The 25,401-nt window shown below is 67.4% G+C and carries 25 protein-coding genes; 12 read left to right on the forward strand and 13 right to left on the reverse strand.

Annotated features, from left to right (window positions below):
- Window positions 1-26: 26 nt before the first annotated feature.
- The 7 genes from BPET_RS13510 (at window position 27) to rpsT (ending at window position 5,658) form a co-directional block, all read left to right on the forward strand.
- Entirely contained in the window at window positions 27-212 is a 186-nt protein-coding gene (locus BPET_RS13510) for a Trm112 family protein (protein WP_012249580.1), read from the forward strand.
- Window positions 213-215: 3 nt separating this feature from the next.
- Window positions 216-980: a 3-deoxy-manno-octulosonate cytidylyltransferase gene (kdsB, locus tag BPET_RS13515; protein ID WP_041862896.1), complete on the forward strand. Its 765-nt coding sequence runs from the start codon at window positions 216-218 to the stop codon at window positions 978-980.
- Between the two features lie 93 nt (window positions 981-1,073).
- Window positions 1,074-1,730, forward strand: a complete 657-nt coding sequence (gene adk, locus BPET_RS13520; RefSeq protein ID WP_012249582.1) for an adenylate kinase — start codon at window positions 1,074-1,076, stop codon at window positions 1,728-1,730.
- A gap of 79 nt (window positions 1,731-1,809) precedes the next feature.
- Window positions 1,810-2,568: a 3-hydroxyacyl-CoA dehydrogenase gene (locus tag BPET_RS13525; RefSeq protein WP_041862897.1), complete on the forward strand. Its 759-nt coding sequence runs from the start codon at window positions 1,810-1,812 to the stop codon at window positions 2,566-2,568.
- Window positions 2,569-2,619: 51 nt separating this feature from the next.
- Complete coding sequence (gene murJ / locus BPET_RS13530; RefSeq protein WP_012249584.1) at window positions 2,620-4,179, forward strand: murein biosynthesis integral membrane protein MurJ; 1,560 nt, start codon at window positions 2,620-2,622, stop codon at window positions 4,177-4,179.
- A gap of 135 nt (window positions 4,180-4,314) precedes the next feature.
- Entirely contained in the window at window positions 4,315-5,304 is a 990-nt protein-coding gene (locus BPET_RS13535; RefSeq protein WP_012249585.1) for a FecR family protein, read from the forward strand.
- Window positions 5,305-5,394: 90 nt separating this feature from the next.
- The gene (gene rpsT / locus BPET_RS13540) at window positions 5,395-5,658 is read left to right on the forward strand and encodes a 30S ribosomal protein S20 (RefSeq protein WP_012249586.1); all 264 of its coding nucleotides are present in this window, start codon (window positions 5,395-5,397) and stop codon (window positions 5,656-5,658) included.
- A 173-nt stretch (window positions 5,659-5,831) separates the two neighbouring features.
- Here rpsT and garL read toward each other — a convergent pair whose 3' ends face one another.
- From garL to BPET_RS13570, 6 genes are all read right to left on the reverse strand, one after another.
- A complete protein-coding gene (gene garL / locus BPET_RS13545) occupies window positions 5,832-6,617 on the reverse strand; it encodes a 2-dehydro-3-deoxyglucarate aldolase (protein ID WP_012249587.1) in 786 nt (261 codons plus the stop codon).
- 49 nt (window positions 6,618-6,666) lie between these two features.
- Window positions 6,667-8,412: an L-arabinonate dehydratase gene (gene araD, locus BPET_RS13550; RefSeq protein ID WP_012249588.1), complete on the reverse strand. Its 1,746-nt coding sequence runs from the start codon at window positions 8,410-8,412 to the stop codon at window positions 6,667-6,669.
- Between the two features lie 61 nt (window positions 8,413-8,473).
- Window positions 8,474-9,499 (reverse strand): Ldh family oxidoreductase, encoded by a 1,026-nt coding sequence (locus tag BPET_RS13555; RefSeq protein WP_231852707.1) that lies wholly within the window; start codon window positions 9,497-9,499, stop codon window positions 8,474-8,476.
- 148 nt (window positions 9,500-9,647) lie between these two features.
- Window positions 9,648-10,457, reverse strand: a complete 810-nt coding sequence (locus BPET_RS13560; protein ID WP_012249590.1) for a FadR/GntR family transcriptional regulator — start codon at window positions 10,455-10,457, stop codon at window positions 9,648-9,650.
- Window positions 10,458-10,536: 79 nt separating this feature from the next.
- Window positions 10,537-11,619 (reverse strand): SMP-30/gluconolactonase/LRE family protein, encoded by a 1,083-nt coding sequence (locus BPET_RS13565; RefSeq protein WP_012249591.1) that lies wholly within the window; start codon window positions 11,617-11,619, stop codon window positions 10,537-10,539.
- A gap of 84 nt (window positions 11,620-11,703) precedes the next feature.
- Complete coding sequence (locus BPET_RS13570; RefSeq protein WP_012249592.1) at window positions 11,704-12,633, reverse strand: dihydrodipicolinate synthase family protein; 930 nt, start codon at window positions 12,631-12,633, stop codon at window positions 11,704-11,706.
- Between the two features lie 211 nt (window positions 12,634-12,844).
- Here BPET_RS13570 and BPET_RS13575 point away from each other — a divergent pair, with 211 nt between their 5' ends.
- The 3 genes from BPET_RS13575 to BPET_RS13585 all read left to right on the forward strand — a co-directional run bounded on the left by BPET_RS13575 (window position 12,845) and on the right by BPET_RS13585 (window position 15,933).
- Window positions 12,845-13,846: a tripartite tricarboxylate transporter substrate binding protein gene (locus BPET_RS13575; protein WP_012249593.1), complete on the forward strand. Its 1,002-nt coding sequence runs from the start codon at window positions 12,845-12,847 to the stop codon at window positions 13,844-13,846.
- A 71-nt stretch (window positions 13,847-13,917) separates the two neighbouring features.
- Complete coding sequence (locus tag BPET_RS13580; RefSeq protein WP_012249594.1) at window positions 13,918-14,889, forward strand: Bug family tripartite tricarboxylate transporter substrate binding protein; 972 nt, start codon at window positions 13,918-13,920, stop codon at window positions 14,887-14,889.
- Window positions 14,890-14,979: 90 nt separating this feature from the next.
- Window positions 14,980-15,933, forward strand: coding sequence for a 2-hydroxyacid dehydrogenase (locus BPET_RS13585; protein WP_012249595.1), 954 nt, complete (start codon window positions 14,980-14,982; stop codon window positions 15,931-15,933).
- 116 nt (window positions 15,934-16,049) lie between these two features.
- On the opposite strand, the gene BPET_RS13590 is transcribed toward BPET_RS13585, so the two are convergent.
- On the reverse strand, window positions 16,050-16,340 hold the full coding sequence (locus tag BPET_RS13590) for a DUF3579 domain-containing protein (protein ID WP_012249596.1): 291 nt from the start codon (window positions 16,338-16,340) through the stop codon (window positions 16,050-16,052).
- Between the two features lie 110 nt (window positions 16,341-16,450).
- Here BPET_RS13590 and argF point away from each other — a divergent pair, with 110 nt between their 5' ends.
- On the forward strand, window positions 16,451-17,392 hold the full coding sequence (argF, locus tag BPET_RS13595; protein ID WP_012249597.1) for an ornithine carbamoyltransferase: 942 nt from the start codon (window positions 16,451-16,453) through the stop codon (window positions 17,390-17,392).
- A 272-nt stretch (window positions 17,393-17,664) separates the two neighbouring features.
- Entirely contained in the window at window positions 17,665-19,002 is a 1,338-nt protein-coding gene (gene argG, locus BPET_RS13600) for an argininosuccinate synthase (protein ID WP_012249598.1), read from the forward strand.
- A 181-nt stretch (window positions 19,003-19,183) separates the two neighbouring features.
- On the opposite strand, the gene BPET_RS13605 is transcribed toward argG, so the two are convergent.
- From BPET_RS13605 to BPET_RS13630, 6 genes are read right to left on the reverse strand one after another with little or no spacing between them, the layout of a single operon-like run.
- A complete protein-coding gene (locus BPET_RS13605) occupies window positions 19,184-21,085 on the reverse strand; it encodes a potassium transporter Kup (protein WP_012249599.1) in 1,902 nt (633 codons plus the stop codon).
- The gene (locus BPET_RS13610; RefSeq protein ID WP_081483064.1) at window positions 21,082-22,191 is read right to left on the reverse strand and encodes a sensor histidine kinase; all 1,110 of its coding nucleotides are present in this window, start codon (window positions 22,189-22,191) and stop codon (window positions 21,082-21,084) included. The genes BPET_RS13605 and BPET_RS13610 overlap by 4 nt, the downstream gene beginning before the upstream one ends.
- 50 nt (window positions 22,192-22,241) lie before the next feature.
- Window positions 22,242-22,913 carry a response regulator transcription factor gene (locus BPET_RS13615; protein WP_012249601.1) on the reverse strand — a complete coding sequence of 224 codons (672 nt, stop codon included), beginning with the start codon at window positions 22,911-22,913 and terminating at the stop codon, window positions 22,242-22,244.
- Window positions 22,914-22,971: 58 nt separating this feature from the next.
- The gene (locus BPET_RS13620; protein ID WP_012249602.1) at window positions 22,972-23,484 is read right to left on the reverse strand and encodes an ExbD/TolR family protein; all 513 of its coding nucleotides are present in this window, start codon (window positions 23,482-23,484) and stop codon (window positions 22,972-22,974) included.
- Complete coding sequence (locus tag BPET_RS13625; protein ID WP_012249603.1) at window positions 23,484-24,449, reverse strand: MotA/TolQ/ExbB proton channel family protein; 966 nt, start codon at window positions 24,447-24,449, stop codon at window positions 23,484-23,486. The genes BPET_RS13620 and BPET_RS13625 overlap by 1 nt, the downstream gene beginning before the upstream one ends.
- 1 nt (window position 24,450) lies before the next feature.
- The gene (locus BPET_RS13630) at window positions 24,451-25,263 is read right to left on the reverse strand and encodes an energy transducer TonB (RefSeq protein WP_012249604.1); all 813 of its coding nucleotides are present in this window, start codon (window positions 25,261-25,263) and stop codon (window positions 24,451-24,453) included.
- Between the last annotated feature and the right edge of the window lie 138 nt (window positions 25,264-25,401).

Consider the following 25,401-nt stretch of genomic DNA (forward strand, 5'->3'; position numbering starts at 1 on the left):
ATCCCAAACTGCTTTAGAATCGCGGGATGGAATCCCGCCTTCTCGACACTCTCGTGTGCCCCGTCTGCAAGGGCCGCCTCGACTTTGACCGCGCCCGGGCCGAACTGCTCTGCCGCGCCGACCGCCTGGCCTATCCGGTGCGCGACGGCATTCCGGTCATGCTTGAATCCGAAGCCCGGCAGCTCGATGCCGCGCCCGCCGATACGGCCTGAGCCGTGAGCTTCGTCGCTCTCATCCCGGCGCGCATGGCGTCCACGCGCCTGCCCGACAAGCCGCTGGCCGACATCGCCGGCAAGCCCATGGTCGTGCGCGTGGCCGAGCGCGCGGCCCGCTCGGGCGCCACCGGCGTCTACATCGCCACCGACGACGCCCGCGTCGCGCAAGCCGCGGCGGCCCACGGCCACGCCGCCCTGCTCACCCGCGCCGACCACCCCACCGGCACCGACCGGCTGGCCGAGGCCGTCGAACAACTCGGCCTGGCCGACGACACGGTGGTGGTCAACGTACAAGGCGACGAACCCCTGATCGATCCGGCCCTGGTCGATGCCGTGGCCGCCACGCTGCAGGCCAGCCCCGACGCCGCCATCGCCACCTGCGCCTGTCCGCTGGCCGACGCCGAGGCACTGTTCAATCCCAATGTCGTCAAGGTTGTGTGCGGCGCTGGCGGGCGCGCCCTGTATTTCTCGCGCGCGCCCATCCCCTGGGCGCGCGACGCCCTGGCCGGCGGCACGCGCGTGCTGGCGCCCGGCCTGCCGGCCCTGCACCATATCGGCCTGTACGCATACCGCGCGGGCTTTCTGCGCCGCTTCCCGGCCCTGCCCCAGGGCGCGCTGGAACACTACGAGGCGCTGGAACAATTGCGCGCCCTGGAACACGGCCACGCCATCGTCGTGCATCGCACGCCGCAACCGCCCATGGCCGGCGTGGACACCCCCGCCGACCTCGAGCGCGTGCGGGCGCTGTACGCCGATGGGTTATAAGGGGTTTCCCTTGATACGCTCGGCCACAAGGGCTGCTGCATTGCGGCATAATCGTTCCCGGTCATAAAAACTCGCAATCAATCAGGAGCATCCATGCGTCTCATCCTGCTCGGACCGCCCGGCGCCGGCAAAGGCACCCAGGCCGCATTTGTCACCCAGCACTTCGCCATTCCGCAGATTTCAACCGGCGACATGCTGCGCGCGGCCGTCAAGCAAGGCACGCCGCTGGGCCAGGAAGCCAAGAAAGTCATGGATGCCGGCGGGCTGGTGTCCGACGAAATCATCATCGGCCTCGTCCAGGACCGCCTCAAGCAACCCGACTGCGCCAACGGTTATCTGTTCGACGGCTTTCCCCGCACCATTCCGCAGGCCGACGCGCTCAAGAGCGCAGGCGTGGCGCTCGACTACGTGGTCGAAATCGAAGTCCCCGAAGACGACATCATCGAACGCATGAGCGGCCGCCGCGTGCATCCGGCCAGCGGGCGCAGCTATCACGTGCGCTTCAACCCGCCCAAGCAGGAAGGCCTGGATGACGTCACCGGCGAACCCTTGGTTCAGCGCGACGACGACCGCGAAGACACCGTGCGCAACCGCTTGGCCGTCTACCAGAAACAGACGCGCCCCCTGGTCGACTACTACGCATCCTGGGCCCAGGCCGGCGACGGCAAGGCGCCCAAGTACCGCAAGATCTCCGGCGTAGGCGCCGTCGACGACATCAAGGCCCGCCTGTTCCAGGCGCTGGCCAGCTGAGCCGGCCCCACCGCCCTCTTCCATGCGCCGCGGCCCGCCGCGGCGCTTTGCTGAATCTATCTGTCTTCAAAGGCTTCACATGGAAATCTCGAACAAGGTATTCATCGTGACCGGCGGCGCATCCGGCCTGGGCGCCGGCACGGCGCGCATGCTGGTGGAAAACGGCGCAAAGGTCGTCATTGCCGACCTGCAGGACGAACCCGGCCAAGCCCTGGCCAACGAGCTGGGCCAGCGCTACGTGCATTGCGACGTCACCCAGGAAGCCGACGGCCAGCGCGCCGTGGCCGCCGCCCTCGAACTGGGCTCGCTGTTCGGCCTGGTGAACTGCGCCGGCGTGGCCCCGGCCGCCAAGATCGTCGGCAAGAACGGCGCGCACCCGCTCGACCTGTTCCAGAAAGTCATCTCCATCAACCTGATCGGCAGCTTCAACATGATGCGGCTGGCCGCCGAGGCCATGAGCGCCAACACGCCCGAGCCCACCGGCGAACGCGGGGTGCTGATCAACACCGCGTCGGTCGCGGCTTTCGACGGCCAGATCGGCCAGGCTGCCTACGCGGCTTCCAAGGCCGGCGTGGCCGGCATGACGCTGCCCATCGCGCGCGACCTCTCCAGGACCGGCATCCGCTGCATGACCATCGCTCCGGGCATTTTCGGCACGCCCATGATCTTCGGCATGCCCCAGGAAGTACAGGATTCGCTGGCCGCCAGCATTCCCTTCCCGCCGCGCCTGGGCCGTCCCGAAGACTACGCCCGGCTGGTGCACAGCATCATCACCAACGACATGCTCAACGGCGAAACGATCCGCCTCGACGGCGCGATCCGCATGCCGCCCAAGTAACCCTGGCTGCGCGCGCCGGCCCGCCCGCCGCGCGCTTCTTTCCTTTTCCACATGGGTCTGTTCCGTTCGGCCGCCACCGTCAGCAGCTTTACGCTGCTGTCGCGCATTACCGGCCTGATCCGCGACATCCTGATCGCGCGCGCGTTCGGCGCCGGCCCGCTGACGGACGCCTTCTGGGTGGCGTTCCGCATCCCCAACCTGCTGCGCCGCTTGTTCGCCGAAGGCGCGTTCGCGCAAGCCTTCGTGCCCATCCTGGGCGCCGCGCGCAACGAGCGCAGCGACGCCGAGGTGCGCACCCTGCTCGACCGCGTGGCGGTATTGCTTACCCTGGCGCTGATGGCCGTGACGCTGGCGGGCATCGTGGCCGCGCCCTGGGTGGTCACCGCCATGGCCAGCGGCCTGCGCGGCGATGCCCGCGCCGCGGAATTCGGCGCGGCCGTCTGGATGACGCGGATGATGTTCCCGTACATCCTGTGCATGTCGCTGGTGGCGTTTGCCTCGGGCGTGCTGAACACCTGGCGGCGCTTCGCCGTGCCGGCCTTCACGCCCATGCTGCTGAACCTGTCCATGATCGGCGCCTGCCTGTGGCTGGCGCCGCGCATGGACGTCCCCATCTACGCCCTGGCCATCGGCGTCATGGCCGGCGGCGTGGCGCAACTGGCCATGCAGTGGGCCGCGCTGGCGCGGCTGGGCCTGGTTCCGCGCCTGTTCACCAGCGCGCGGCTGGCGTGGCGCGACCCCACCGTGCAACGCATATTGCGCCAGATGGCGCCCGCCACCCTGGGCGTGTCGGTGGCCCAGATTTCCCTGCTCATCAACACCAACATCGCCACCTGGCTCGCGCCGGGCAGCGTCACCTGGCTGTCGTTCGCCGACCGCCTGATGGAATTTCCCACCGCGCTGCTGGGCGTGGCGCTGGGCACGGTGCTGCTGCCCAGCCTGTCGGCCGCCCACGCACGGCGCGACGCCGCCGCCTATTCCGCCCTGCTCGACTGGGGCCTGCGCCTGGTGCTGCTGCTGGGGCTGCCCGCCGCCCTCGGGCTGGCGCTGCTGTCCGACGGGCTGGTGGCCACCCTGTTTCACTATGGCGCGTTCCAGGCGCAGGACGTCGCCCAGACCCGCCTGGCGGTCATTGCCTATTCGGCCGGCCTGATCGGCATCCTGGGGGTCAAAATCCTGGCGCCAGGGTTTTACGCCCAGCAGGACATCCGCACGCCAGTGAAAATCGCCGTCATGGTGCTGGTCGCTACCCAATTGATGAACCTGGCGCTGGTGCCCGCCCTGGCCCATGCCGGCCTGGCGCTGGCCATCGGGCTGGGCGCCACCTTGAACGCGCTGGCCCTGCTCATCGGCCTGCGGCGGCGCGGAGCCTACCAGCCTGCCCCCGGATGGCCCCGGTTCCTGTTGCGTCTGCTGCCGGCGCTGGCCGCCCTGGCCCTGGTGCTGGTCTACGCCCAGCAGCGCCTCGACTGGGTGGCCCTGCAGGCCCACCCGGGCCAGCGGGCCTTGTGGCTGGCCGTGGTACTGGCCGCCAGTGGCGCCGTCTATTTCGCCTCCCTGTTCGCATGCGGGTTCCGGCTGCGCGATTTCGGGCGGCGGCGCACCGGGTAAACCCGCCCCTTTACCGCGCCCCGAACGCCAAACCTGTAAAAAAACAATAATTTACGAGGCGCACGATGTAATCTAAAGTAAAAAAAGCATTATTATTTAATGATGCAGCTGCTCGACAGTCATTCGGGTTCATTCATGGCACCGAATACCCCTTCCAGCCAGGCGTCGCCTCTCGCAGACCAGGTCATAGACTGGCTGCTGCTGCTACGCTCCGGCCAAGCTACGCAGCGCGACTATGCCAAATTCCTCGCGTGGCGCGATGCAAATCCGCAACACGACAGCGCCTGGCAACAACTGACCGGCACGCTGGGCGGCGCGGCGTTCGGCCGCCTGGGCGATTCCTACCCGGCCGGCTACGAGTCCGACCTGCCCTCACTCAACCTGCACCCGCCATCCCGTAGCCGGCGCCGCTTCCTGGGCGCCGTCGCACTGCTGGCGGCTGGCGGCGCATCGGCCGCCTACGTGGGCAACATGTTCTTCCCCCTCGGCAGCCTGACCTCCGACGCCGCCACGGGCACCGGCGAACGCCGCCGCTACATGCTGTCCGACGGCAGTGAATTGCTGCTGGACGCGCGCAGCCGCATCGATCTCACCTATACCGCCAACACCCGCAAGCTGAACTTGCTGGCGGGGGCCGTTACCGTGGCGGCCAGCGCCACCGACCACCGCCCCTTTACCGTCACCACCGCCGAAGGCACCATCCATTCGGCCGGCACGCGCTATATGGTGCGCCAGCAGCCGCACCGCACCCTGGTGGTGGCGCATGACGAACCCGTCACCATCGAAACCCTGGCCGGCGCCCGCGATGTGCTGCGCCCGGGCCTGGGGGTGCGCTTCGATTCCGTGCGCGTGGGTGTGCCGCGCGCGGAGCTCGCCGCCCAGGCCGCGTGGGAACACGGTCTCATCGATGCGCGTGGCCAGCCCTTGGGTGAAATTATCGGCGCGCTACGTCCCTATTATCCTGGCAGCCTGCGCGTCTCGATGGCCGCCGGCGGCCTGCCCGTCACGGGCGAATACTCGCTCGACGATGTCGATGCCACGCTGCGCAGCCTGCAGCAACGCATGCCCATCGAGGTGCGCCGCTTCACCCCCTGGATTATCTCCATAGGCGTGGCCTCGGCCTGACGCCCTGCTGCCCTCACGGGTAAAGATCTTGCAATCCCCGGCAGAGTTGCTACAATATTGGACTTTGCCGAATTCACTAAATATCGCAACATGGCCAATACCGCCCAAGCACGCAAACGCGCTCGTCAATCGGTCGAGCGCAACAAGCATAATTCCAGCCTGCGCTCGATGCTGCGCACCGCCATCAAGCGCGTACGCCAATCCATCGCTGCCGGCGACAAAGCGGCGGCCAGCGAAGTGTTCCAGAAAGCCACCAGCGTGATCGATCGCGTGGCCGACAAGAACATCATTCACAAGAACAAGGCCGCTCGTCACAAGAGCCGCCTGGCTGCCGCCATCAAGGCGCTGGCCTGATCATTCTGTCGCCTCTTCGGGGGCGGCACGAATACGGCAAGACAAGGGATGCCCTCGGGCATCCTTTTGTTTTGGGCGTTTCGGTGTTTGGGACGCGCCGACCGCACCGCCTCGACCGAGTGTGGCGGCCGCCCGGTCCCGCGCCGCGGGAACCCGGGCTGGTGGCCAGGCGCTCAGGTCGGAAAGGCCTCGCGCAACGCGAACGTGGCCTGCTTGAACACGCCCAGGTCGGTGCCGACCGCCACGAAGTGCATGCCCATGTCCAGGTAGCGGCGCGCGTCGGCGTGCACCGGCGCGAGAATGCCCACGGCCTTGCCTTGGGCGCTGACGCGCTGGTACAGGTGGCGGATGGCCTCCTGCACTTCCGGGTGGCCCGGGTTGCCCAGATGACCCAGCGCGGCCGCCAGGTCTGAGGGTCCGATGAAAACGCCGTCCACGCCCTCCACCGCCGCGATCTCGTCCACGGCCTCGATACCGGGACGGCTTTCGATCTGCAGCAGCACGCAGATGTTGTCATTGATGGTGTGCAGGTAATCGGGCGTAGTGCCATAGCGGTTGCTGCGCTGCATGCCCGCCACCCCGCGGATGCCCTGCGGTGGATAACGCGTGGCCGCCACGGCGCGGCGCGCATCGTCCTCCGACTCGATGAACGGGATCAGCAGGTTATAGAAGCCGATGTCGAGCAGGCGCTTGATCTCGACCGGATCGTTCCATGACGGCCGCCCCACGGGCGCGCTGGCGCTGCCTTGCAGGGCCTGCAGCTGCTGCAGGAACATCGGCACCTCGTTGGGCGAATGCTCACCGTCGAGCAGCAGCCAGTCGTAGTTGGCCAACCCGACCAGCTCGGCGGTAATGTGGCTGGACATGCACATCCAGAAGCCGATCAGCCGCTCGCGCGCCAGGATGCGCTGGCGGAAGCGGTTGGGTAGCGGAGAAATGTTGGGTAGCGGAGAAATCATGGAAACTCCTTTGCAGTGACGGATTCGGCCGGTTCGGCGGGCTCGCGCCTTAGTGAATCTCGGGTTCGCCGGCCGCCTGCTCGCGCTGCCCGGTTTGCAGGAAGTCGAAATCGCAACCGCTGTCGGCCTGGCTGATGTGCTTCAGGTATAGCACGCCGTAACCGCGCTCGAAGCGGGGCGGCGGCGCCTGCCAGGCCGCGCGGCGCTCGGCCAGCTCGGCATCCGACAGCCGCACGTCCAGCCGCCGGTTGGGCACGTCCAGGGTAATGAGGTCGCCGTCGCGCACCAGCGCCAGCGGCCCGCCCACATACGATTCCGGCGCCACGTGCAGCACACACGCGCCATAGCTGGTGCCGCTCATGCGCGCATCGGAAATGCGCAGCATGTCGCGCACGCCCTGTTTCAGCAATTTCTGCGGAATCGGCAACTGGCCCCATTCGGGCATGCCGGGCGCGCCCTGCGGCCCGGCGTTCTGCAACACGATCACGCTGTCGGCGTCCACGTCCAGGTTGGGATCGTCGATGCGCGCGGCCATGTCGTTGTAGTCTTTGAACACCACGGCGCGGCCCGTGTGCGTCTGCAGGCGCGCCTCCATGGCCGGCGGCTTGATCACCGCACCGTCGGGCGCAAGGTTGCCGCGCAGCACCGCCAGGCCGTCGCACGGCACCAGCGCCTGCTCGCGGCTGCGGATCACGTCTTCATGGAACACGCGCGCGCCCGCGATGTTCTCGCCCAGCGTGCGGCCATCGACCGTCTGCTGGGTGGTGTCGAGCAGGTCGCCCAATTGCACCATCAGGGCGCGCAGCCCGCCGGCGTAGTAGAAATCTTCCATCAGGTACTTGCCCGAAGGACGCAGGTTGGCCAGCACGGGCGTGCTGCGCGCCAGGTTGTCGAAGCGGTCGAGGTCCAGCGGGAAGCCGCAGCGCCGCGCCATGGCAATCAGGTGCACCACCGCGTTGGTGGACCCCGACAGCGCCAGCACCGTGCGCACCGCATTGTCGAACGAGGCCGCCGTCAGCAGGCTGGACGGCGTGATGTCTTGCCACACCATCTCGACGATGCGCTTGCCCGACAGAGTGGCCATCTGCGCGTGGCGCGAGTCGGGCGCCGGAATCGACGAATAGCCCGACAGGCACATGCCCAGCGCCTCGACCGCCGCCGTCATGGTCGAGGCGGTGCCCATGGTCATGCAGTGGCCGGGCGATCGGGCGATACCGTCTTCAACGCCCTGCCAGTCTTCTTCGGTGATGTTGCCGGCGCGCAGTTCGGCCCAGTATTTCCAGGTGTCCGACCCCGAGCCCAGTGTCTGGCCGTTCCAGTTGCCGCGCAGCATGGGGCCGGCCGGCACGAAGATGGTGGGCAGGTCCATCGAGGCAGCCCCCATCAGCAGAGCCGGCGTGGTCTTGTCGCAGCCGCCCATCAGTACGCAGCCATCGGCCGGATACGAACGCAGCAGCTCTTCGGTTTCCATGGCCAGCAGGTTGCGATACAGCATGGTGGTGGGCTTCTGGAACGGCTCGGACAGGCTCATGGCCGGCATTTCCACCGGGAAGCCGCCGGCCTGCCAGATGCCGCGCTTAACCTCTTCGACCCGTTGCTTGAAATGGCTGTGACAGGGGTTGATGTCGCTCCAGGTGTTAATGATGGCGATCACCGGCTTGCCGGCATAGTCGGAGCGGTGATAGCCCATCTGCGCCGTGCGCGAGCGGTGGCCGAAAGAACGCAGGTCTTTCACGCCGTACCAGCGATGGCTGCGCAGGTCTTCGGGACGCTTGCGCTTGGAATGGTCAGTCATGGAGAAGTCCTTCGATAAGTCGTCGGGATGCGGCACGGGCCGTGTCGTTTCGGAAAAGTCGTCAGGCGCCCAGCAGGTAGGGCACGCCGCAGCGTTCGCATAGCGCGCGCAGGCGCTGCTCGAGCGCGGCGGGAATGGGAATGCCGTCGCGCAGGCGGCGGTCGCGTTCGGCGGCCTCGGGGTCGCCAGCCACTAGCACCGGCCGGGCCGGATCGACAGGCGGCGTGTCGTGCAGCGTGTCGATCACGTCGTCGACCTCTTCCTCGAACGAACCCGAATCGCGAAACGCATCCGGATTCAGCGCCAGGAAGAAATGGCCGATGTCGTCGGGTTCGCCGGGCTGGCGTACGGCCGCGCGGCGCGCCGCCATGGCGCTGCCGCCCAGGGTGCCGCCCAGTATCTGCGCCATCACGGCCAGCCCATAGCCCTTGTGGCTGCTCATGGCGGCGGTGCCACCCAACGGAGTCAGGCCACCCTCGGGACGGTCGAAAATGTATTGCATGGCCTGCGCGGCATCGGTCACGCTGCCGCCCTGCCCGTCTACGGCCCAGCCCTCGGGCAAGGGCTTGTCGTGGAAGTCGTAGACCTTCACTTTGTTGGCCGCCACGGTGGTGGTGGCCATGTCGAGCACGAACGGCTCATTCTGCGCCGCCGGAGCGGCGAAGGCGATCGGGTTGGTGCCCAGCACCGGCGCGGCGCCATGGGTGGGCACCATGATCAGTGTCGTGGCGCTGCTTGTGACCAGACCCACCACGCCGCGTCGCACGGCCATGCGGGCGTAGACGCCGGCCGCGCCGAAATGATGCGAATTGCGCACCGCCACGGCGCCCACGCCGTGCTCCAGCGCCTTGTCCACCGCCAATTGCATGCCCTGCTCGGCCACCGGATAGCCCAGTCCGCCCATGCCGTCGAGCAGCGCTGTCGACGCGGCGTCGCGCACCAGGCGCGGCCGGGCGTCGATACGCAGCGTGCCGGCGCGCAGCTTGGCTTCGTACGAGGGCAGCATGGACACCCCATGCGAATCGACGCCCAGCAAGTCGGTTTCGGCCATGAGCCCGGCCGTGGCGCCGGCCAGGTCGGCCGGCATGCCCCAGGCGGTCAGCACCCGCAGAATCTGTTCGCGCACCTGTTCGGCCGCCGCCCTGACCACTTGCCCATCACTGCTGCCCTGCACTGCCTGTCTCCTTGGGACTTGCGCCCGTTGTTTTCATGATGCGCCCGGCCCGGGCGCAGGTTCAATCCCTTTCGCGGTCGACCAGGCGATGGCGCGCCTGCCCCAGGTGAAACTGCATGGCCACCCGGGCCCGCTCGCCATCTTGTTCACGGATGGCGCACAGGATCGCCGCATGCTCGTCGGCCACACGCTGCGCGCGCTGCCGCGAACCGGTGCGCGTCAGGCTGAGCGTCAGGCGCATGAAGCCGCTGATGGATTCGTGGATGGATTCCAGCACGCCCAGGTAATAGTCGTTGCCGGTGGCTTGCGCGATGCTGGCATGAAAGGCCAGATCGGCCTCGGGCGAGACGTGGCCGCGTTCGAGACCATCGATGAAAGCCGCGTGCGCGTCGGCGATAGCCTGCAGTTCTTCGTCGGTGCGCCGCAGCGCGGCCAGCCGGGCCGCGTCGCCCTCCAGCGCCATGCGGATTTCCTGCGCGCGCAAATAGGCGCCCACATTCTGTACATCGCTGAAGGTTTTCAGACGCGGCGCGGGCTGCTGGCTGACGAAAGTGCCCAGGCCCTGGTGCGCGGTGACCAGGCCATCGGCACGCAGGCGCAGCAGCGCCTCGCGCACCACCGGCCTCGACACGCCGAACCGCTCGCAGATTTCGTGTTCCGAAGGCAGCTTGTCGCCCACGTTCAGGCTGCCGCCCGCGATCTGTTCGAAAATCTGGCCGTACAGCTGATCGGCCAGGCGCACCCGCTGGCCGCGTTCCAGCACCAGTGTGCCGGTGCCGGTTTCCGCCGCCGCGGCCGGCGCGGGCGCCCCGGCCGATGTCTTGCGTCTCACCTTGCTCCCCTTTCTATGTGGCGAGACGCCGGCGCGCATCGCGCAGGCGTCTCGCGGGTGTACAACGCGCCCCCTCCGGGCGCCAGACACCTATATACCATTGTCGGGCGCCGGCTGCTCAACCGCCCGGCACTCCTTGTGTATTGACGTACAGGGCGTAGATGGAATGCGACGACGCCATGAACAGCCGGTTGCGCTGCGAGCCGCCGAAACACACGTTGGCGCAGCGCTCGGGCAAATGGATATGGCCCAGGCGCTTGCCCTGCGGCGACACCACCATCACGCCGTCCTTACCCTCGCCCATGCCCCAGCCACACCATAGGTTGCCGTCGACATCGCAGCGCATGCCGTCGATGGTGCCGCCCTGCGCGTCGAGAAACACCCGGCGATTGGACAGGCGAGCCCCCCCGTCGGCCACATCGTAAACGTGGATCAGGCGGTTCGGCGTAGCGCGGCCTTCGATCACATACAGCATGGAGCCGTCCGGAGAAAAGCACAGTCCGTTGACCCCTTTCAGGTCGGTGATCATGGCCTCGCCCTTGCCGGAAGCCGAGTCGATGCGATAAACCGTATGCGGCAGCTCGGCCGCGGCCTTGCGCCCCTCATAGTTGCCCCCGATGCCGAAAGGCGGGTCCGAGAACCAGATCGATCCATCGGCGCCGCATACCACGTCATTGGGTGAATTCAAGGGCTTGCCCTGGTAGCTGTCCATCAGCACCGTGATCGAGCCGTCGTACTCGGTGCGCGTGACGCGGCGCGTCAGGTGTTCGCAGGTCACCAGCCGGCCTTGGCGGTCGCGCGTATTGCCATTGGCGTAATTCGACGGCTTGCGGAATTCGCTGACCGCGCCGGTTTCCTCTTCCCACTTCATGATGCGGTCGTTGGGAATGTCGCTCCACAGCAGGAAGCGGCCATCGCCGAACCACACCGGCCCTTCGGCCCAGCGCATGCCGGTGGCAATGCGCTCCACACCGGCGTTGAACAGCCGGTAGGGCTCGAAGGCCGGATCGAGCACCTGCACGGACGGGTCCGGATAAGCGGGCGCCGGCTGCCAGGCCAGGGCCGCGCCCGGCAGCGCGGCCACCGCCGCGGCGCCCGCGCCCGCCAGCAGGCGACGGCGCGCCGGGTCTGCCGGCCCATGGCCAGCGCAAAGCATTTCCTGCGAGACGGCCCGGGGCGGCCGCAAATCGGCGTCGTGCATGCAAGTCTCCTTCATGTTGTCGTGCAGAAAAAACTGGCGCGGACCCGCGCGCGCCGGCGGCGCGCGCGCCACGGCAGACGGGATTTATGCGGCGGCGGGTTCGCGGTCCCACTCGAGCAGGCGGCGCGCCACCGGACCCACGCGATCGCGTTCCGCGTCGGACAGGCCGGTCAGCAGCGGCAACATCGGGCCCATGTCGGCCACGCCTGCCAGAGTCACGGCATCGTGCAGCACGCGGATCGGGCTGATCTCGTCGCGGCAGTCTTCCAGGTCGAGATAGCGCGCGCGCACCTGCTCGGCCTCGTCGAAGCGCCCTTCGTGCAGCAGGCGCAGCAGGCGCATCGAGCCGCGCGGGGCCACGCACACCGAGCCCGAGGTAAAGCTCTTCAGGCCGAACTTGCGGAAGTGCGCAATGGCCGGGCGTTCGCCGACGCCGCTGACCAGCCAGCGCGAATCCACCGCCTGCAGCAGCGCCTCCAGATAAGGATCGTCGGTGGGATCGTCGCGCACCACGGCGTATTTCAGGGCCACGATGCGCCCTTCATCGACCAGGCCGGCCACCGTGGCGGGCGCCAGGTAGCCGGACGATTTCAAATACACCACCACCGGCTTGCCCAGCGCGTCGCTGAAGCGGCGGATGCCATCGGCCAGGCCGGCGTCGGTGTACGGAAACGACATGGGCAGCAGCATTGCGGTGGGAAACGCGCGCGTGCGCAAGATGGCGGCCTGGTCGATCAGCTTGCCGTAATCGGGCCCCGCCGAAGGCAGCACCCAGGTGTCGTCACCCGCGGCTTCGGCCAGGAAGTCCACCAACCGCGCATACTCGCTGACGCCCACGTTGTAGAAGTTCGCGTTGCCGCCATACATGACGTTGCGCACGCCGCCCTGCTCCAGATGACGCAGCAAAGCCTGGTTAGCGTCCGTGTCCAGCGACAGGTCGGCCTTGCGCGCCAGCGGCGGAACGGCAATGACGGAACGCTGCAAGTCGGCGGCGGTGACCGGGGTGGTTTTCATGGCGGTAACTCCTGGAAGCCTTGTTGTCGAAGAGTGGGTCAAAAAAAGTATACTTGGTTGACAAGTAAAAGCTCAATACCTATATTTGTCTTACAACATCGTTTTGCTTACGGCAGTCCGGCATTCAAAGCCCGCCAGCGCCGATTCATCCGGCCCGCTGTGCGGACGCCCCGAAAGAATGCGCGCCACGCGCACCCGAGGAGACATCGCCATGCTTGTAAAATTTTCCATCCGCCCGTTGCTGGCCGGCATGTGCGCCGCGGCGGCCCTGGCGGCGGCGCCGGCTGCATCCGCGGCCCAGGCTTATCCGGCCCGCCAGGTCACCATCCTGGTGCCGTTCCCGGCCGGCGGCACCACTGACATCGCGGCGCGGGTCGTGGCAGCCGAACTGGGCAAGGCCTGGCAACAGCCCGTGGTGGTGGAAAACCGCGCCGGCGCGGGCGGCAACGTGGGCACGGCCGAAGCGGCCCGCGCCACGCCCGACGGCTATACCTTGCTGATGGGCACGGTCAGCACCCACGCCATCAACCAGTCGGTCTACGCCAAGCTGCCCTACGACCCGGTGCGCGACTTCACGCCAGTCACGCTGGTGATCCCGGTGCCCAACATTCTTGAGCTGAACCCCGCCTTCGCCGACCGGCACAAGATCCGCTCGGTGGCCGATCTGATCGCCTACCTGAAGGCCAATCCCGGCAAAGTGAACATGGCCTCTACCGGCAATGGCACCTCCACGCATCTGTCCGGCGAGCTGTTCCAGGCCATGACCGGCACCAAGATGACCCATGTGCCCTACAAGGGCAGCAGCCCCGCGCTGACCGACGTCATGAGCGGCTCGGCCGACCTGATTTTCGACAACCTGCCGTCTTCAATGGGTTTCCTGAAAGCCGGCAAGCTGCGCCCGCTGGCCGTCACCAGCGCCGAACGCTCGCCCGCCGTGCCCGACGTGCCCACCATGGCGCAGGCTGGCGTGGCCGGCTACGACGCGTCCAGCTGGTTCGGACTGCTGGCGCCGGCCGGCACGCCGCCGGCCATCGTCGACCAGGTGCAGCGCGACGTCGCCAAAATTCTGCAGGATCCGGCCGTGCGCGAGCGCTTCGCGGCGCTGGGCGCGGTGCCGTCGGGCATGACCCCGGCGCAGTTCAAGCAATTCATGGCCGCCGAAGCCACCAAGTGGGCCAAGGTGGTCAAGCAATCGGGCGCGCGGGTCGACTGACCCCGCACCGCTTCCAGGCCGCCGGAGCGCGTGGCCGGCGGCCCGTCCAACAACACGCGCAAGGAGACACTGTGAACACACTGATCAGCGCCATTGCGGCCGCCAGCCTGGCCCTGCTGGGCGGCGGCGCCGCCCACGCGGCATCGTTCCCCGACAAACCCGTCACCATCATCGTGCCTTTCGTGCCCGGCGGTTCGTCCGACATCACGGCGCGCTCGGTCATGCCGAGCATGCAGAAGCTGCTGGGCCAGAGCTTCGTGGCCGAGAACAAGCCCGGCGCCAACAGCGCCATCGGCGCCCAGGCGCTGGCCCGCGCCCCGGCCGACGGCTACACCATGATGGTGGGCTCGATCGGCACCTTCGCCATCAACGAAGCGCTTTACAAAGAGCTGGCGTACAACCCCAGCAAGGACTTCGCGTACCTGACGCAGGCGGTGCGCAACCCCAACATCCTGGTGGCGCCGCCCTCGTTCCCGCCCAATACCGTGGCCGAATTGGTCGAGTACGCCAAGAAGCATCCGGGCGAAGTCACATACGCCTCGTCGGGCACCGGCTCATCGGATCACCTGTCGGCCATCCTGTTTCGCCAGCGCACCGGCACCACGGGCGTGGACGTGCCTTACCGCGGCGGCGCGGCGGCCATTGCCGACCTGCTGGGCGCGCAGGTCAATGTCTCGTTCCAGAACCTGGGCGCCGTGCAGAAGTACGTGCAGGCGGGCAAGCTGAAGGCGCTGGCCATCACCGGCGACGCGCGCGCGGCCGACCTGCCCCAGGTACCCACCCTGGCCGAGGCCGGCATCAAGGACATGGTGGTGTACTCGTGGCAAGGGTTCGCGGTGCCCAAGGGCACGCCGGCCCCGGTCGTCAAGACGCTGTCCGACGCTCTGCGCAAGAGCCTGCGCGAGCCGGACGTCGCCAAGACGCTGCAGGGCCTGGGCTTCGAGGTCGTGGCCAGCTCGCCGGAAGAGTTCGCCAAATTCCAGCAGGGTGAAGTCAAGCGCTGGAAGCAGGTCATCAAGGAAGGCGGCATCCAGCTGCAGTAGTCCACTGGGCGCGGGCGGGCGGCGCGGCTGCCCGCCCCGGCCCCGAATCAAGTAGCATTTGCGTTTTACCCCTCATCCCGCGCATACGACATGACCAAGCAACGCATCCTCCAGGTCGGCTCCCTGTCCGGCTCGCCCTCGGCCAACCAACGGTTGGCCGACGGCTACGACGTCTTCGAACTCTGGAAGCATGGCGACCGCAAGGCCGCGCTGGCCGAATACGGCGCCGGCATCACGGCCATGGTGACCTCGGCCTCCATGGGCGCCGACGCCGCCCTGATCGCCGCCCTGCCCGACCTGAAGGCCATCTGCAGCTGGGGGGTGGGCTACGAGACCATCGACGTGCAGGCCGCGCGCCAGCGCGGCGTGATGGTCAGCAACACGCCCGACGTACTGACCGACTGCGTGGCCGACCTGGCCTGGGGCCTGATGATCGCCGGCGCGCGCCGCATGAGCCTGGGCGACCGCTACGTGCGCGCCGGCCGCTGGGGCCAGGTGCACGGCAGCATCCCGCTGGGCACGCGCGTCAGCGGTAAAAAGCTGGGCATCGTCGGGCTGGGCCGCATCGGCCAGGCCATCGCCCGGCGCGGCGACGGCTTCGACATGGAAGTCCGGTACCACAACCGCCGCGCCCGCACCGACGTGCCGTACACCTACGAGGCCTCGCTGGTCGAACTGGCCCGCTGGGCCGACTTCCTGGTGGTGGCCACGGTGGGCGGGCCCGAAACCCGCCACCTGGTCAACCGCGAGGTGCTCGAAGCGTTGGGTCCCAAGGGCATCATCGTGAATATCGCGCGTGGCCCGGTCATCGACGAACAGGCGCTGGCCACGGCGCTGGAAAGCGGCAAGCTGGGCTGCGCCGCGCTCGACGTGTTCGAGCACGAGCCCAATGTGCCGGACGCGCTGAAAACCAGCGACAACACGGTGCTGCTGCCCCACATAGGCAGCGCTACCTACGAAACCCGCCTGGCCATGGAAGACCTGATGCTGGAAAACCTGCAGTCGTACTTCCAGACCGGCAAGCTGGTTACTCCGGTGGACTAAGCCGCCTGTGCCTGCCCGGCCCGCCGGGCGTGCGTCCCGCAAGCCGCGAGCCATCGCGGCTTTTTTGCAGTTTGCCGCGGCCGTTGCCGGGTCAGGCCCACGGCCGGGCTCGCGGCTCAGACCTCGCGTTCTTCGGTCTTGAGCTTGTTATCGTGGGCGAAATCCACCACGAACTTATAGGCCAGCGGCTCGAGCTCGCGCAGGCGCTGGTCGACCACCACGCCGCGCACGCCGTCGATCATGACGGGCAGCACATAGGGGGAATACGCCAAATGGCTGCCGCTGAAGCCGGGCGGCCGGAACTGGGCCATGACGCCCGCCAGGCGTTCGGCCCAGTCGCTGGGGCGAAACCGGGCGCCGCTCTCGGTGACGCCATGGATAACGAATTGTTTGACGCGAGTTGCCATGAATTTTTCACCGCGGGCTGCGTATGCTCGATCCAGACTGGCCGAGCACCAAAGATGCGGCCCGCGCCGCGAATTGTATATGATTGGTCTTTTGGCTTTGCGTTTGCATCATGACTCCTCCCACGCACCAGACCGGCCCCTTGCGGCACTTCCTGCAGTTCCGGGATTTTTCTCCCGCTGAAATCGCCTATGTGCTCGAGCGCGCACGCCTGATCAAGGACAAATTCAAGCGCTACGAGCCCCATATGCCCCTGCACGACCGCACCCTGGCCATGGTGTTCGAGAAAGCCAGCACCCGCACCCGGGTTTCGTTCGAAGCCGGCATGTATCAAATGGGCGGTTCGGTCATCAACCTGACCTCGAACGACTCGCAGCTGGGCCGCTCCGAACCCATCGAAGACACCGCGCGCGTCATCTCGCGCATGGTCGACATCGTAATGATCCGCACTTTCGAGCAAACCCGCATCGAGCGCTTTGCCTCGCATTCGCGCGTGCCGGTCATCAACGGCCTGACCAACGAGTTCCACCCGTGCCAGATCCTGGCCGATATCTTCACCTACATCGAACACCGCGGCCCCATCGCCGGCAAGACGGTGGCCTGGATCGGCGACGCCAACAATATGTCGTACACCTGGCTGCAGGCCGCCGAAATGCTGGGCTTCTCGCTGCACGTGTCGACCCCGCGCGGCTACGAGCTCGACCCGGCCCGCGTGGGCACCCCGCCCGCCGGCGTGCTGCGCCAGTTCGACGACCCCATCGAAGCCTGCCGCGGCGCACACCTGGTCACCACCGACGTCTGGACCAGCATGGGCTACGAAGCCGAGAACGACGCGCGCCGCGCCGCCTTCGCCGACTGGTGCGTCGACGCCGAAATGATGGCCGCCGCCGATCCGCAGGCCGTCTTCATGCACTGCCTGCCCGCCCACCGTGGAGAAGAGGTCACCGGCGAAGTCATCGACGGCCCGCAAAGCGTGGTCTGGGACGAAGCCGAGAACCGCCTGCACGTGCAGAAAGCCCTGATGGAATTCCTGCTGCTGGGCCGCATCGATTGAATGGGTCTCCCCCCTGAAGCGCTGCGCGTTGCCTCCCGCGAAGGGGGCAACGCGGGCGGACCGGCAAAACCGGCTCCGCGCGCCCCTGATCGGCAGCCACCTGCGGCCGGCCAAGTATCTCTCTACCCCTGGGCGCCTGCCGCCCCCAGGCTCGCGGCGCCGCCAATGTGCGGGCCGTAAACGCGTTAAAATCCCCGGTTCAACCGCAGCAAGCGCGGCCGCCACCAGCGCGGCGCGCTCCCGACAGCCCCGTAGGCGCTTTAGATCACACAATGACCACTATTCTTCCCAACCTTCCCGTCGGCCAGAAGGTCGGCATTGCTTTTTCGGGCGGCCTGGACACCAGCGCCGCGCTGCTCTGGATGCGCAACAAGGGCGCCATTCCCTACGCCTACACCGCCAACCTGGGCCAGCCCGACGAAGACGACTACGACGCCATCCCGCGCCGCGCCATGGAATACGGCGCCGAGAACGCGCGCCTGATCGACTGCCGGGCGCAACTGGTGGCTGAAGGCATCGCGGCCCTGCAGGCCGGCGCCTTCCACGTTTCCACCGCCGGCATCACGTACTTCAATACCACGCCCATCGGCCGCGCCGTCACCGGCACCATGCTGGTGGCCGCCATGAAAGAAGACGGCGTCAACATCTGGGGCGACGGCAGCACCTACAAGGGCAACGACATCGAGCGCTTCTACCGCTATGGCCTGCTCACCAATCCCGACCTGAAAATCTACAAGCCCTGGCTCGACCAGCTGTTCATCGACGAACTGGGCGGCCGCGCCGAAATGTCCGAATACATGCGGCAAGCCGGCTTCGACTACAAGATGTCGGCCGAAAAAGCCTATTCCACCGACTCCAACATGCTGGGCGCCACCCACGAAGCCAAGGATCTCGAACAGCTGAATTCGGGCATCCGCATCGTCAAGCCCATCATGGGCGTGGCCTTCTGGCGCGACGACGTGGCGGTCAAGGCCGAAGAAGTCTCCGTGCGCTTCGAAGAAGGCCAGCCGGTGGCCCTGAATGGCGTCGAATACGCTGATCCGGTCGAACTGATGCTGGAAGCCAACCGCATCGGCGGCCGCCACGGCCTGGGCATGAGCGACCAGATCGAGAACCGCATCATCGAAGCCAAGAGCCGCGGCATCTACGAAGCCCCGGGGCTCGCGCTGCTGTTCATCGCCTACGAGCGCCTGGTCACCGGCATCCACAACGAAGACACCATCGAGCAATATCGCGAAAGCGGCCGCAAGCTGGGCCGCCTGCTGTACCAGGGCCGCTGGTTCGACCCGCAGGCCATCATGCTGCGCGAAACCGCCCAGCGCTGGGTGGCGCGCGCCGTCACCGGCGAAGTCACCCTAGAACTGCGCCGCGGCAACGACTATTCGCTGCTCAATACCGAGTCGCCCAACCTCACGTACGCGCCCGAGCGCCTGTCGATGGAAAAGGTGGAAAACGCCCCCTTCACCCCCGCCGACCGCATCGGCCAGCTGACCATGCGCAATCTCGACATCACCGACACGCGCGACAAGCTGTTCACCTACGTGAAGACGGGGCTGCTGGCATCGTCCGGCGGAGCCGCGCTGCCGCAGTTGAAGGACGCCAAGAAATAAAGCGGGCGTCCCGCTTCAGGTGTCTGGCGCCCGGCAGGGCGCCAGGCACTGTGCTGTTGGGATAGCCGCGGCACACTTCGGCGCCAGGCACCTGCGGAGCCAGGCATCTTGCCAGGGCGTCAGAAAAGAATCCTTCCCTGCCGTCCGCAAAACCCCTTCCCCGCCGCGCGCAACGGGCGCTTTACAGTTCCACCTGCATTCCCATTTCCACCACCCGGTTGGGCGGAATCTTGAAGAACTTCGTGCTGCGCGTGCCGTTGCGGGCCATGAAGGCGAAGATGGCGCGCCGCCAGCGCTGCATGGCCGGCCGCCTGGCGGCCACCACGGTCTGGCGCGACAAATAATACGACGTGCGCATCGGCTCCAGGTCGATCTCGGGGTACGCCTCGGCCACCAGCCGCAACACCGCCGGCACGTCCGGATCTTCCTTGAAGCCGTAGTGCACCACCACCTGCCAGCACGACGGACTGATCTGCCCGACCTCGAAGCGCTCGTCCGGCGACGCGTACGGCACGTCCGCCACGCGGATGGTCAGAAACAGCACATGCTCGTGCAGCACCTTGTTGTGCTTCAGGTTATGCAGTAGCGCGGCGGGCACCACGCCCGGGTTCATGGTCATGAAAATGGCCGTGCCCGGCACCCTGGCCGGCGGGAACTCTTCCAGCTGCGTCATGAATTCCTTCAGCGGCTGGTGATCGCGGCGCTGCATCTCGGCCAGCAGGCCGCGCCCGCGCCGCCAGGTCATCATCAGCAGGAATACCACCGTGCCCACCAGCAGCGGCAGCCACCCGCCTTCGTGGATCTTGAACACATTGGCGCCGAATAGCAGCAGGTCGACCACCAGCAACACGCCCAGCACCGCCAGCCAGGCCAGCCGGCGCCAGCCAGCGGCGCCGCGCGGCAGCACCGAGAACGCCAGCACCGACGTTACCAGCATGGTGCCCGTGACAGCAAAGCCATAGGCGGCGGCCAGGCTTTCCGAATCCTGGAACAACAGTACCAGCACCAGCACCGCCGCCAGCAGCAGCGCGTTGACCTGCGGCAGGTAGATCTGGCCCTTTTCGACGGCCGAGGTGTGCAGGATCTGCATGCGCGGCCAGAAACCCAGCTGCACCGCCTGGCGCGTGACCGAGTACGCTCCGGAGATGACCGCCTGCGACGCCACCACGGTAGCGATTGTGGCCAGCACCACCAGCGGCGCCAGGCCCCACTCGGGCGCCATCAGGAAAAATGGGTTGCGGATCGCCTGCGGTTCGCGCAACAGCAGCGCGCCCTGGCCGAAATAGCACAGCACCAGCGCCGGCAGCACCATCGAAAACCAGGCGCGCCGGATCGCCGGGCGGCCAAAATGCCCCATGTCGGCGTATAGCGCTTCGGCGCCGGTCAGGGCCAGCACCACGGCGCCCAGCAGCAGGAAGCTGCCCAGCGGGAAATCGTCGATGAAGCGCAAGGCCCATATGGGGTTGAGCGCCTGCAGCACTTGCGGCGCCTGCCAGACCTGCCAGCCGCCCAGCACGGCCAGTGTGGCGAACCACAGCGCCATCACCGGCCCGAACAGCTTGCCCATGGCGCCCGTGCCACGCGACTGGATGACGAACAGCAGGATCAGCACGGCCAGCGACATCGGCACGATCCAGGCGTCCAGCGTGTGCGACACCACGCCGATGCCTTCGATGGCCGACAGCACCGAGATGGCCGGCGTAATCATGCTGTCGCCATAGAACAGCGCGGCGCCGAAAATGCCCAGCACCACCAGCAGCCAGCGCGCGCGCCCCTCCCGGCCGCGCACGGCCAGCTCCAGCAACGCCAGCGTGCCGCCCTCGCCCCTATTGTCGGCGCGCAAAATCAGGGTGACATATTTGAACGACACCACCAGCATCAACAGCCAGAACAGGATCGACAACACACCCAGGATATGCGCGGGTTCCAGGTCGGCAAACCCGACCAGGCAAGCGCGCAGGGTGTACAGCGGGCTGGTGCCGATGTCGCCGTAGACGACGCCCAGCGCGCCCATGAGCAGCGCGGCTTTCGAGGACACAGCCTGTCCATGGGACGCCGCGGCGCCCGGATGTTGCGAGGTCATGATGCGCGATCTTGACGGGTCAGTTGGGCGCCTTTGCGGGGGCCGGGAAAAACCACGGACAGGCGGGTGCCGGGATACTCGGGGCGGCTGCTCAGCTTCCACCAGGCGCCATGGGCATGGGCGATTTCGCGCACGATGGCCAGCCCCAGGCCCGAGCCGCCCGCCATGCTGCCCGGCGAGCGGTAGAAGGCCTCGAACACGCGTTCGTGCTCGTCGGCGGGAATGCCCGGCCCGTCGTCTTCGACCGTGAGCGAAGGCGGGTTCAAGCCCACCGTCAGCGTGATGCGTCCGCCCCCCTGTCCATAGCGCAGCGCATTGTCGATCAGGTTGCCCAGCAGTTCGTCGAGCAGCAGCGGATCGCCGTCGATCCACACGGGCTGCTCGGGCGCCACCAGGTCGATCTCGAAATGCGCGGTGCGGGCGTGCGGAATCCATTCGGCGCCGCTTGCCCTGACCCACTCGCACAGGTCGATGCGCACGAAGCTGTCCTGCGGGCGCGCATTCGGATCGGAACGGGCCAGCACCAGCAGTTGCTGGCCCAGGCGGATCATGCGGTCGCTGACGGCCTTGATGCGCTCGGCGCGCGCCCGCACGTCGTCGGGCAAGGGCCGCGACAGCATCAGTTCCGACTCCATGCGCAGGCCGCTGAGCGGCGTGCGCAACTGGTGCGCGGCGTGGCCGATGAAGCGCCGCTGCGCCGCCAGCGAAGAATCCAGGCGCCGCAGCAGATCATTGGTATGCGTGACCAGCGGCTCGATTTCAACCGGCACGCCGGCCACTTCCAGGGGCTGCATGTCGTCGATGGAGCGCTGCCGGATCTCGTCGGACAAGTGGTTGACCGAACGCAGCCCCGACCGCACGCCCTGTACGATGACGCCCGCGAACACGCCCACCAGAATGGCCTGGCCCAGCACCATCAGCCAGAAGAAGTCCTCCAGCATCCAACCCGCCATGTCGAACTTGTGGCTGATGACCCAGGTCGCGAGCAGGTCCAGCGCCACCAGCACCAGCATGGGCGGCAGCAGCCGCTTTACCAGGTAGCGCGCCAGCGAGCCGCGCGGCATTTGCCAACGCGCGGCGGAAAGAAAAGAGGGGGAATCCGGCATGGTGGCGGGCGCCGGCCTGGCGACAGAGCGCGCGGGCCGGCCTGGCATGTTCACGCCGGGTCGGTGTCCAGCATGTACCCGAAGCCGCGCACCGTCTGGATGCTGGCGCCGGTGCCTTCCAGGCGCTTGCGCAGGCGGTAGACATAGACTTCAACGGCGTTCTCGCTGAAGTCGGCATCCCAGGCGGACAGGGAATTGACGATCTGGCGCTTGGTGACTACCCGGCCAGCGCGGGCCATCAGCATTTCGAGCACCGAGAGTTCGCGCACCGACAGCGACAGGCGCTGGCCGTTGGCGCGTACCTCGCGGCCCACGGTGTCGAACGTGAGCGTGCCGGCCTCGATCAGGGGCTGCGCCTGACCCGCGCGGCGACGCCCGAAGGCGCGCACCCGCGCAGCCAGCTCGGGCAGGTCGAAGGGTTTGGTGACGTAATCGTCGGCGCCGGCATCCAGGCCGGCCACCCTGTCTTCCAGGCCGTCGCGCGCCGTGACGATCAGCACGGGCACCTGGTTGCCGTCCTGGCGCAGCTGGCGCAGCACGTCCAGGCCGCTGCGGCCCGGCAGGTTGAGATCGAGCAGCAGCAGATCGTAGGATTGCCCGGCCAGCGCGCCCAGCACCTTGTCGCCGTCGGTCAGCCAGTCGACCGCGTAACCCTGGTCGGCCAGGAACTCCTGGAGCGCGTGGCCCAGGGTCGTGTCGTCTTCGATTACAAGAACTCGCATGCGGCGATTCTAGCGCGAAGATGGCGCGGACGGGTAAAGATGCCGCCCCGCCAGTGAATCAATGCGCCGGCGCGGGAGTGGCCGCAGTGGCGGGCGCCGCGGGGCCGGCCGGCGCGCCAGCGGCGGCCGGCTCGCCTGCCGCGCCGGCGTCCGCGGGCGCCGGCTGGGTAATGAAACCGATGCGCGACAGGCCGGCACGCCGGGCCGCGCCCATGACTTTGGCCAGCGTCTCGTAGCGGGTGTTCATGTCGGCGCGGATGCGCAACTCGGGCTGCGGCTTGGTCTGCGCGATGCTCAGGAAGCGGTTGGGCAGGTCCTCCATGGCGACCGGTTTTTCGTCCCAGAACAGCGCGCCCGCCGGGTCGATGGCCAGGTCGACCGTCTTGGGTTCTTCCTGCACCTGCTCGGCGCTGACCTGCGGCATGTTGATGCGGATCGAGTGCGCCATCAGCGGCGCCGTGATGATGAAAATCACCAGCAGCACCAGCATCACGTCGATCAGCGGCACCATGTTGATTTCCGACACGGTGTGGCTGCCCGAGCCTTTGCTGTCGAAGCTGCCGAAAGCCATTATTCGGCTCCCCGGGCGCTGACGGCGTGACCCTGGCGGCGCAGCGCGCGCACCTTGCCGTCGGACAGCACCACTTGCTGGCCCGTGCTCAGGAAGGCGAACAGGTCATGGGCGAATGCATCCAGGCGCGACAGGAACACGCGGTTGCCGCGCACGAAGGCATTGTAGGCCAGCACGGCCGGAATGGCCACCGCCAGGCCCAGCCCGGTCATGATCAGGGCTTCGCCCACCGGGCCGGCGATGCGATTGATGGTGACCCCGTCGGCCAGGCCGATGCCGACCAGCGCGTGGTACACGCCCCACACCGTGCCGAACAGCCCCACGAACGGCGCGGTGGAACCCACCGAGGCCAGCACCGTCAGGCCGTTTTCCAGCTTGGCCGTCTCTTCGTCGATCACCTTGCGCATCGTGCGCGTGACGAACTCACCATTGGCGCCGGTTTCTTCGAGCTTGGTGGCGCCGAACTTGGCGTGGTGCGCCTGCGCATGCATGGCGTGGCTGGTCAGGTGCGAGAAAGGATCGCGCGCGCCGTGCGTGACGATCTCGTTTTCGACCTGCTCCAGCGAGCTGGAATTCCAGAACTTGTTCAGGAAATCGGCCGAGCGGCGGCGCATGCGCACGTTATTGATGAACTTCACCAGGATCAGGTACCAGGTGACCAGCGACATCACGATCAGGATGGCGAACAGCGCCTTGCCGACGAAGTCGCTCTGCGCCACGAAGTGCAGGAAACCCATGTCGGCCGGCACGGGCAGCGGCGGCGGCGCGGACGCCGGCATCGCGGCGGCGGCCTGTTGCACCGCATCGGCGGCCGGCGACAGCGCGGGCGCGGCCTGGTTCAGGGCGTCGGCGGCCTGCTGCGCGGCCGGCAACGCACCGGTCGCCGCCGCAGCGGAGGCGCCAGGCGCAGCGGGCGCGGTGCTCGCCTGCGCCACCAGAATGGCGTTATGCATAGCGTTGGACATCTCAGTTCCTCATCACGAAATCGAACGGTAATTTGGCTTTGGCCGGATACGCCACGCCATTGCGGGTCAGGGGTTTGAAGCGCGCCTTGCGCGCGGCCGCCAGCGCCGAGTCGTCGAGCCGGTTGTAGCCCGACGACTGGGCAATAGAGGCGCGCTCGACCAGCCCCTGGGTATTGATTTCAACCAGCACCACCACCCGGCCCTCTTCGCGCAGGCGCTTGGACGTCATGGGGTACACCGGCATCGGGCGGCGGCCCAGATACTCGACGCTGGAAACCATGATTGGCTCATTCGGCGGCGGGCCCTGCACCGGAGCCTGCGTCACCTCGGCGCCCTCGGGCGCGCCCGAGGGCGGCTGCACGGGCTTGGGCGGCTCGACCGGCTTCTCGATCTTCGGTTTGGGCTTTGGCTTTGGCTTCGGCTTCGGTTTGGGCTTGGGCTTGGGCGCCGGTTCGGGCGCCTTCTCGATCACCGGCGGCTCGGGTTCGGGCTCAGGCTCGATGACGGGTTCAGGTTCGGGCTCGACGACGGGCTCGGGCTCCGGTTCGGGTTCTGGCTCGGGTTCAGGCTCGGGCTCGGGCGGCGCGGGAGGCTCGACCGTGGGTTCCGCCTTGGCGATCTGCGGCACGGGGGCCTCGATCACGCTGACCATCACCGCCTCGGGTTCGAGCAACTGCGGCGGGCTGGTGTCGGGCATCCAGTAGATCGCCCCAATCACCGCCATGTGCGCCGCCAACACCGTAAGGCCGGCGCCGGCGCGTAAAGCCAGGGAAGAATGCGGACGAGCGGACCAACCGTGTTGAGGACGAGGCATGAATCAGCCGAAAAACATCAGTGTCGGCCGGCCGCGCACCCGGCACCACGCCGGGAAACGCCGGGGCCGGCAAATTCCAAGTCCGACATATTATATTAAATGCGAATGATTCGCACATACTTTCTGACCTGGAGCTGT

The organism is Bordetella petrii (genome assembly GCF_000067205.1).
Classification (GTDB): Bacteria; Pseudomonadota; Gammaproteobacteria; order Burkholderiales; family Burkholderiaceae_B; genus Bordetella_A; species Bordetella_A petrii.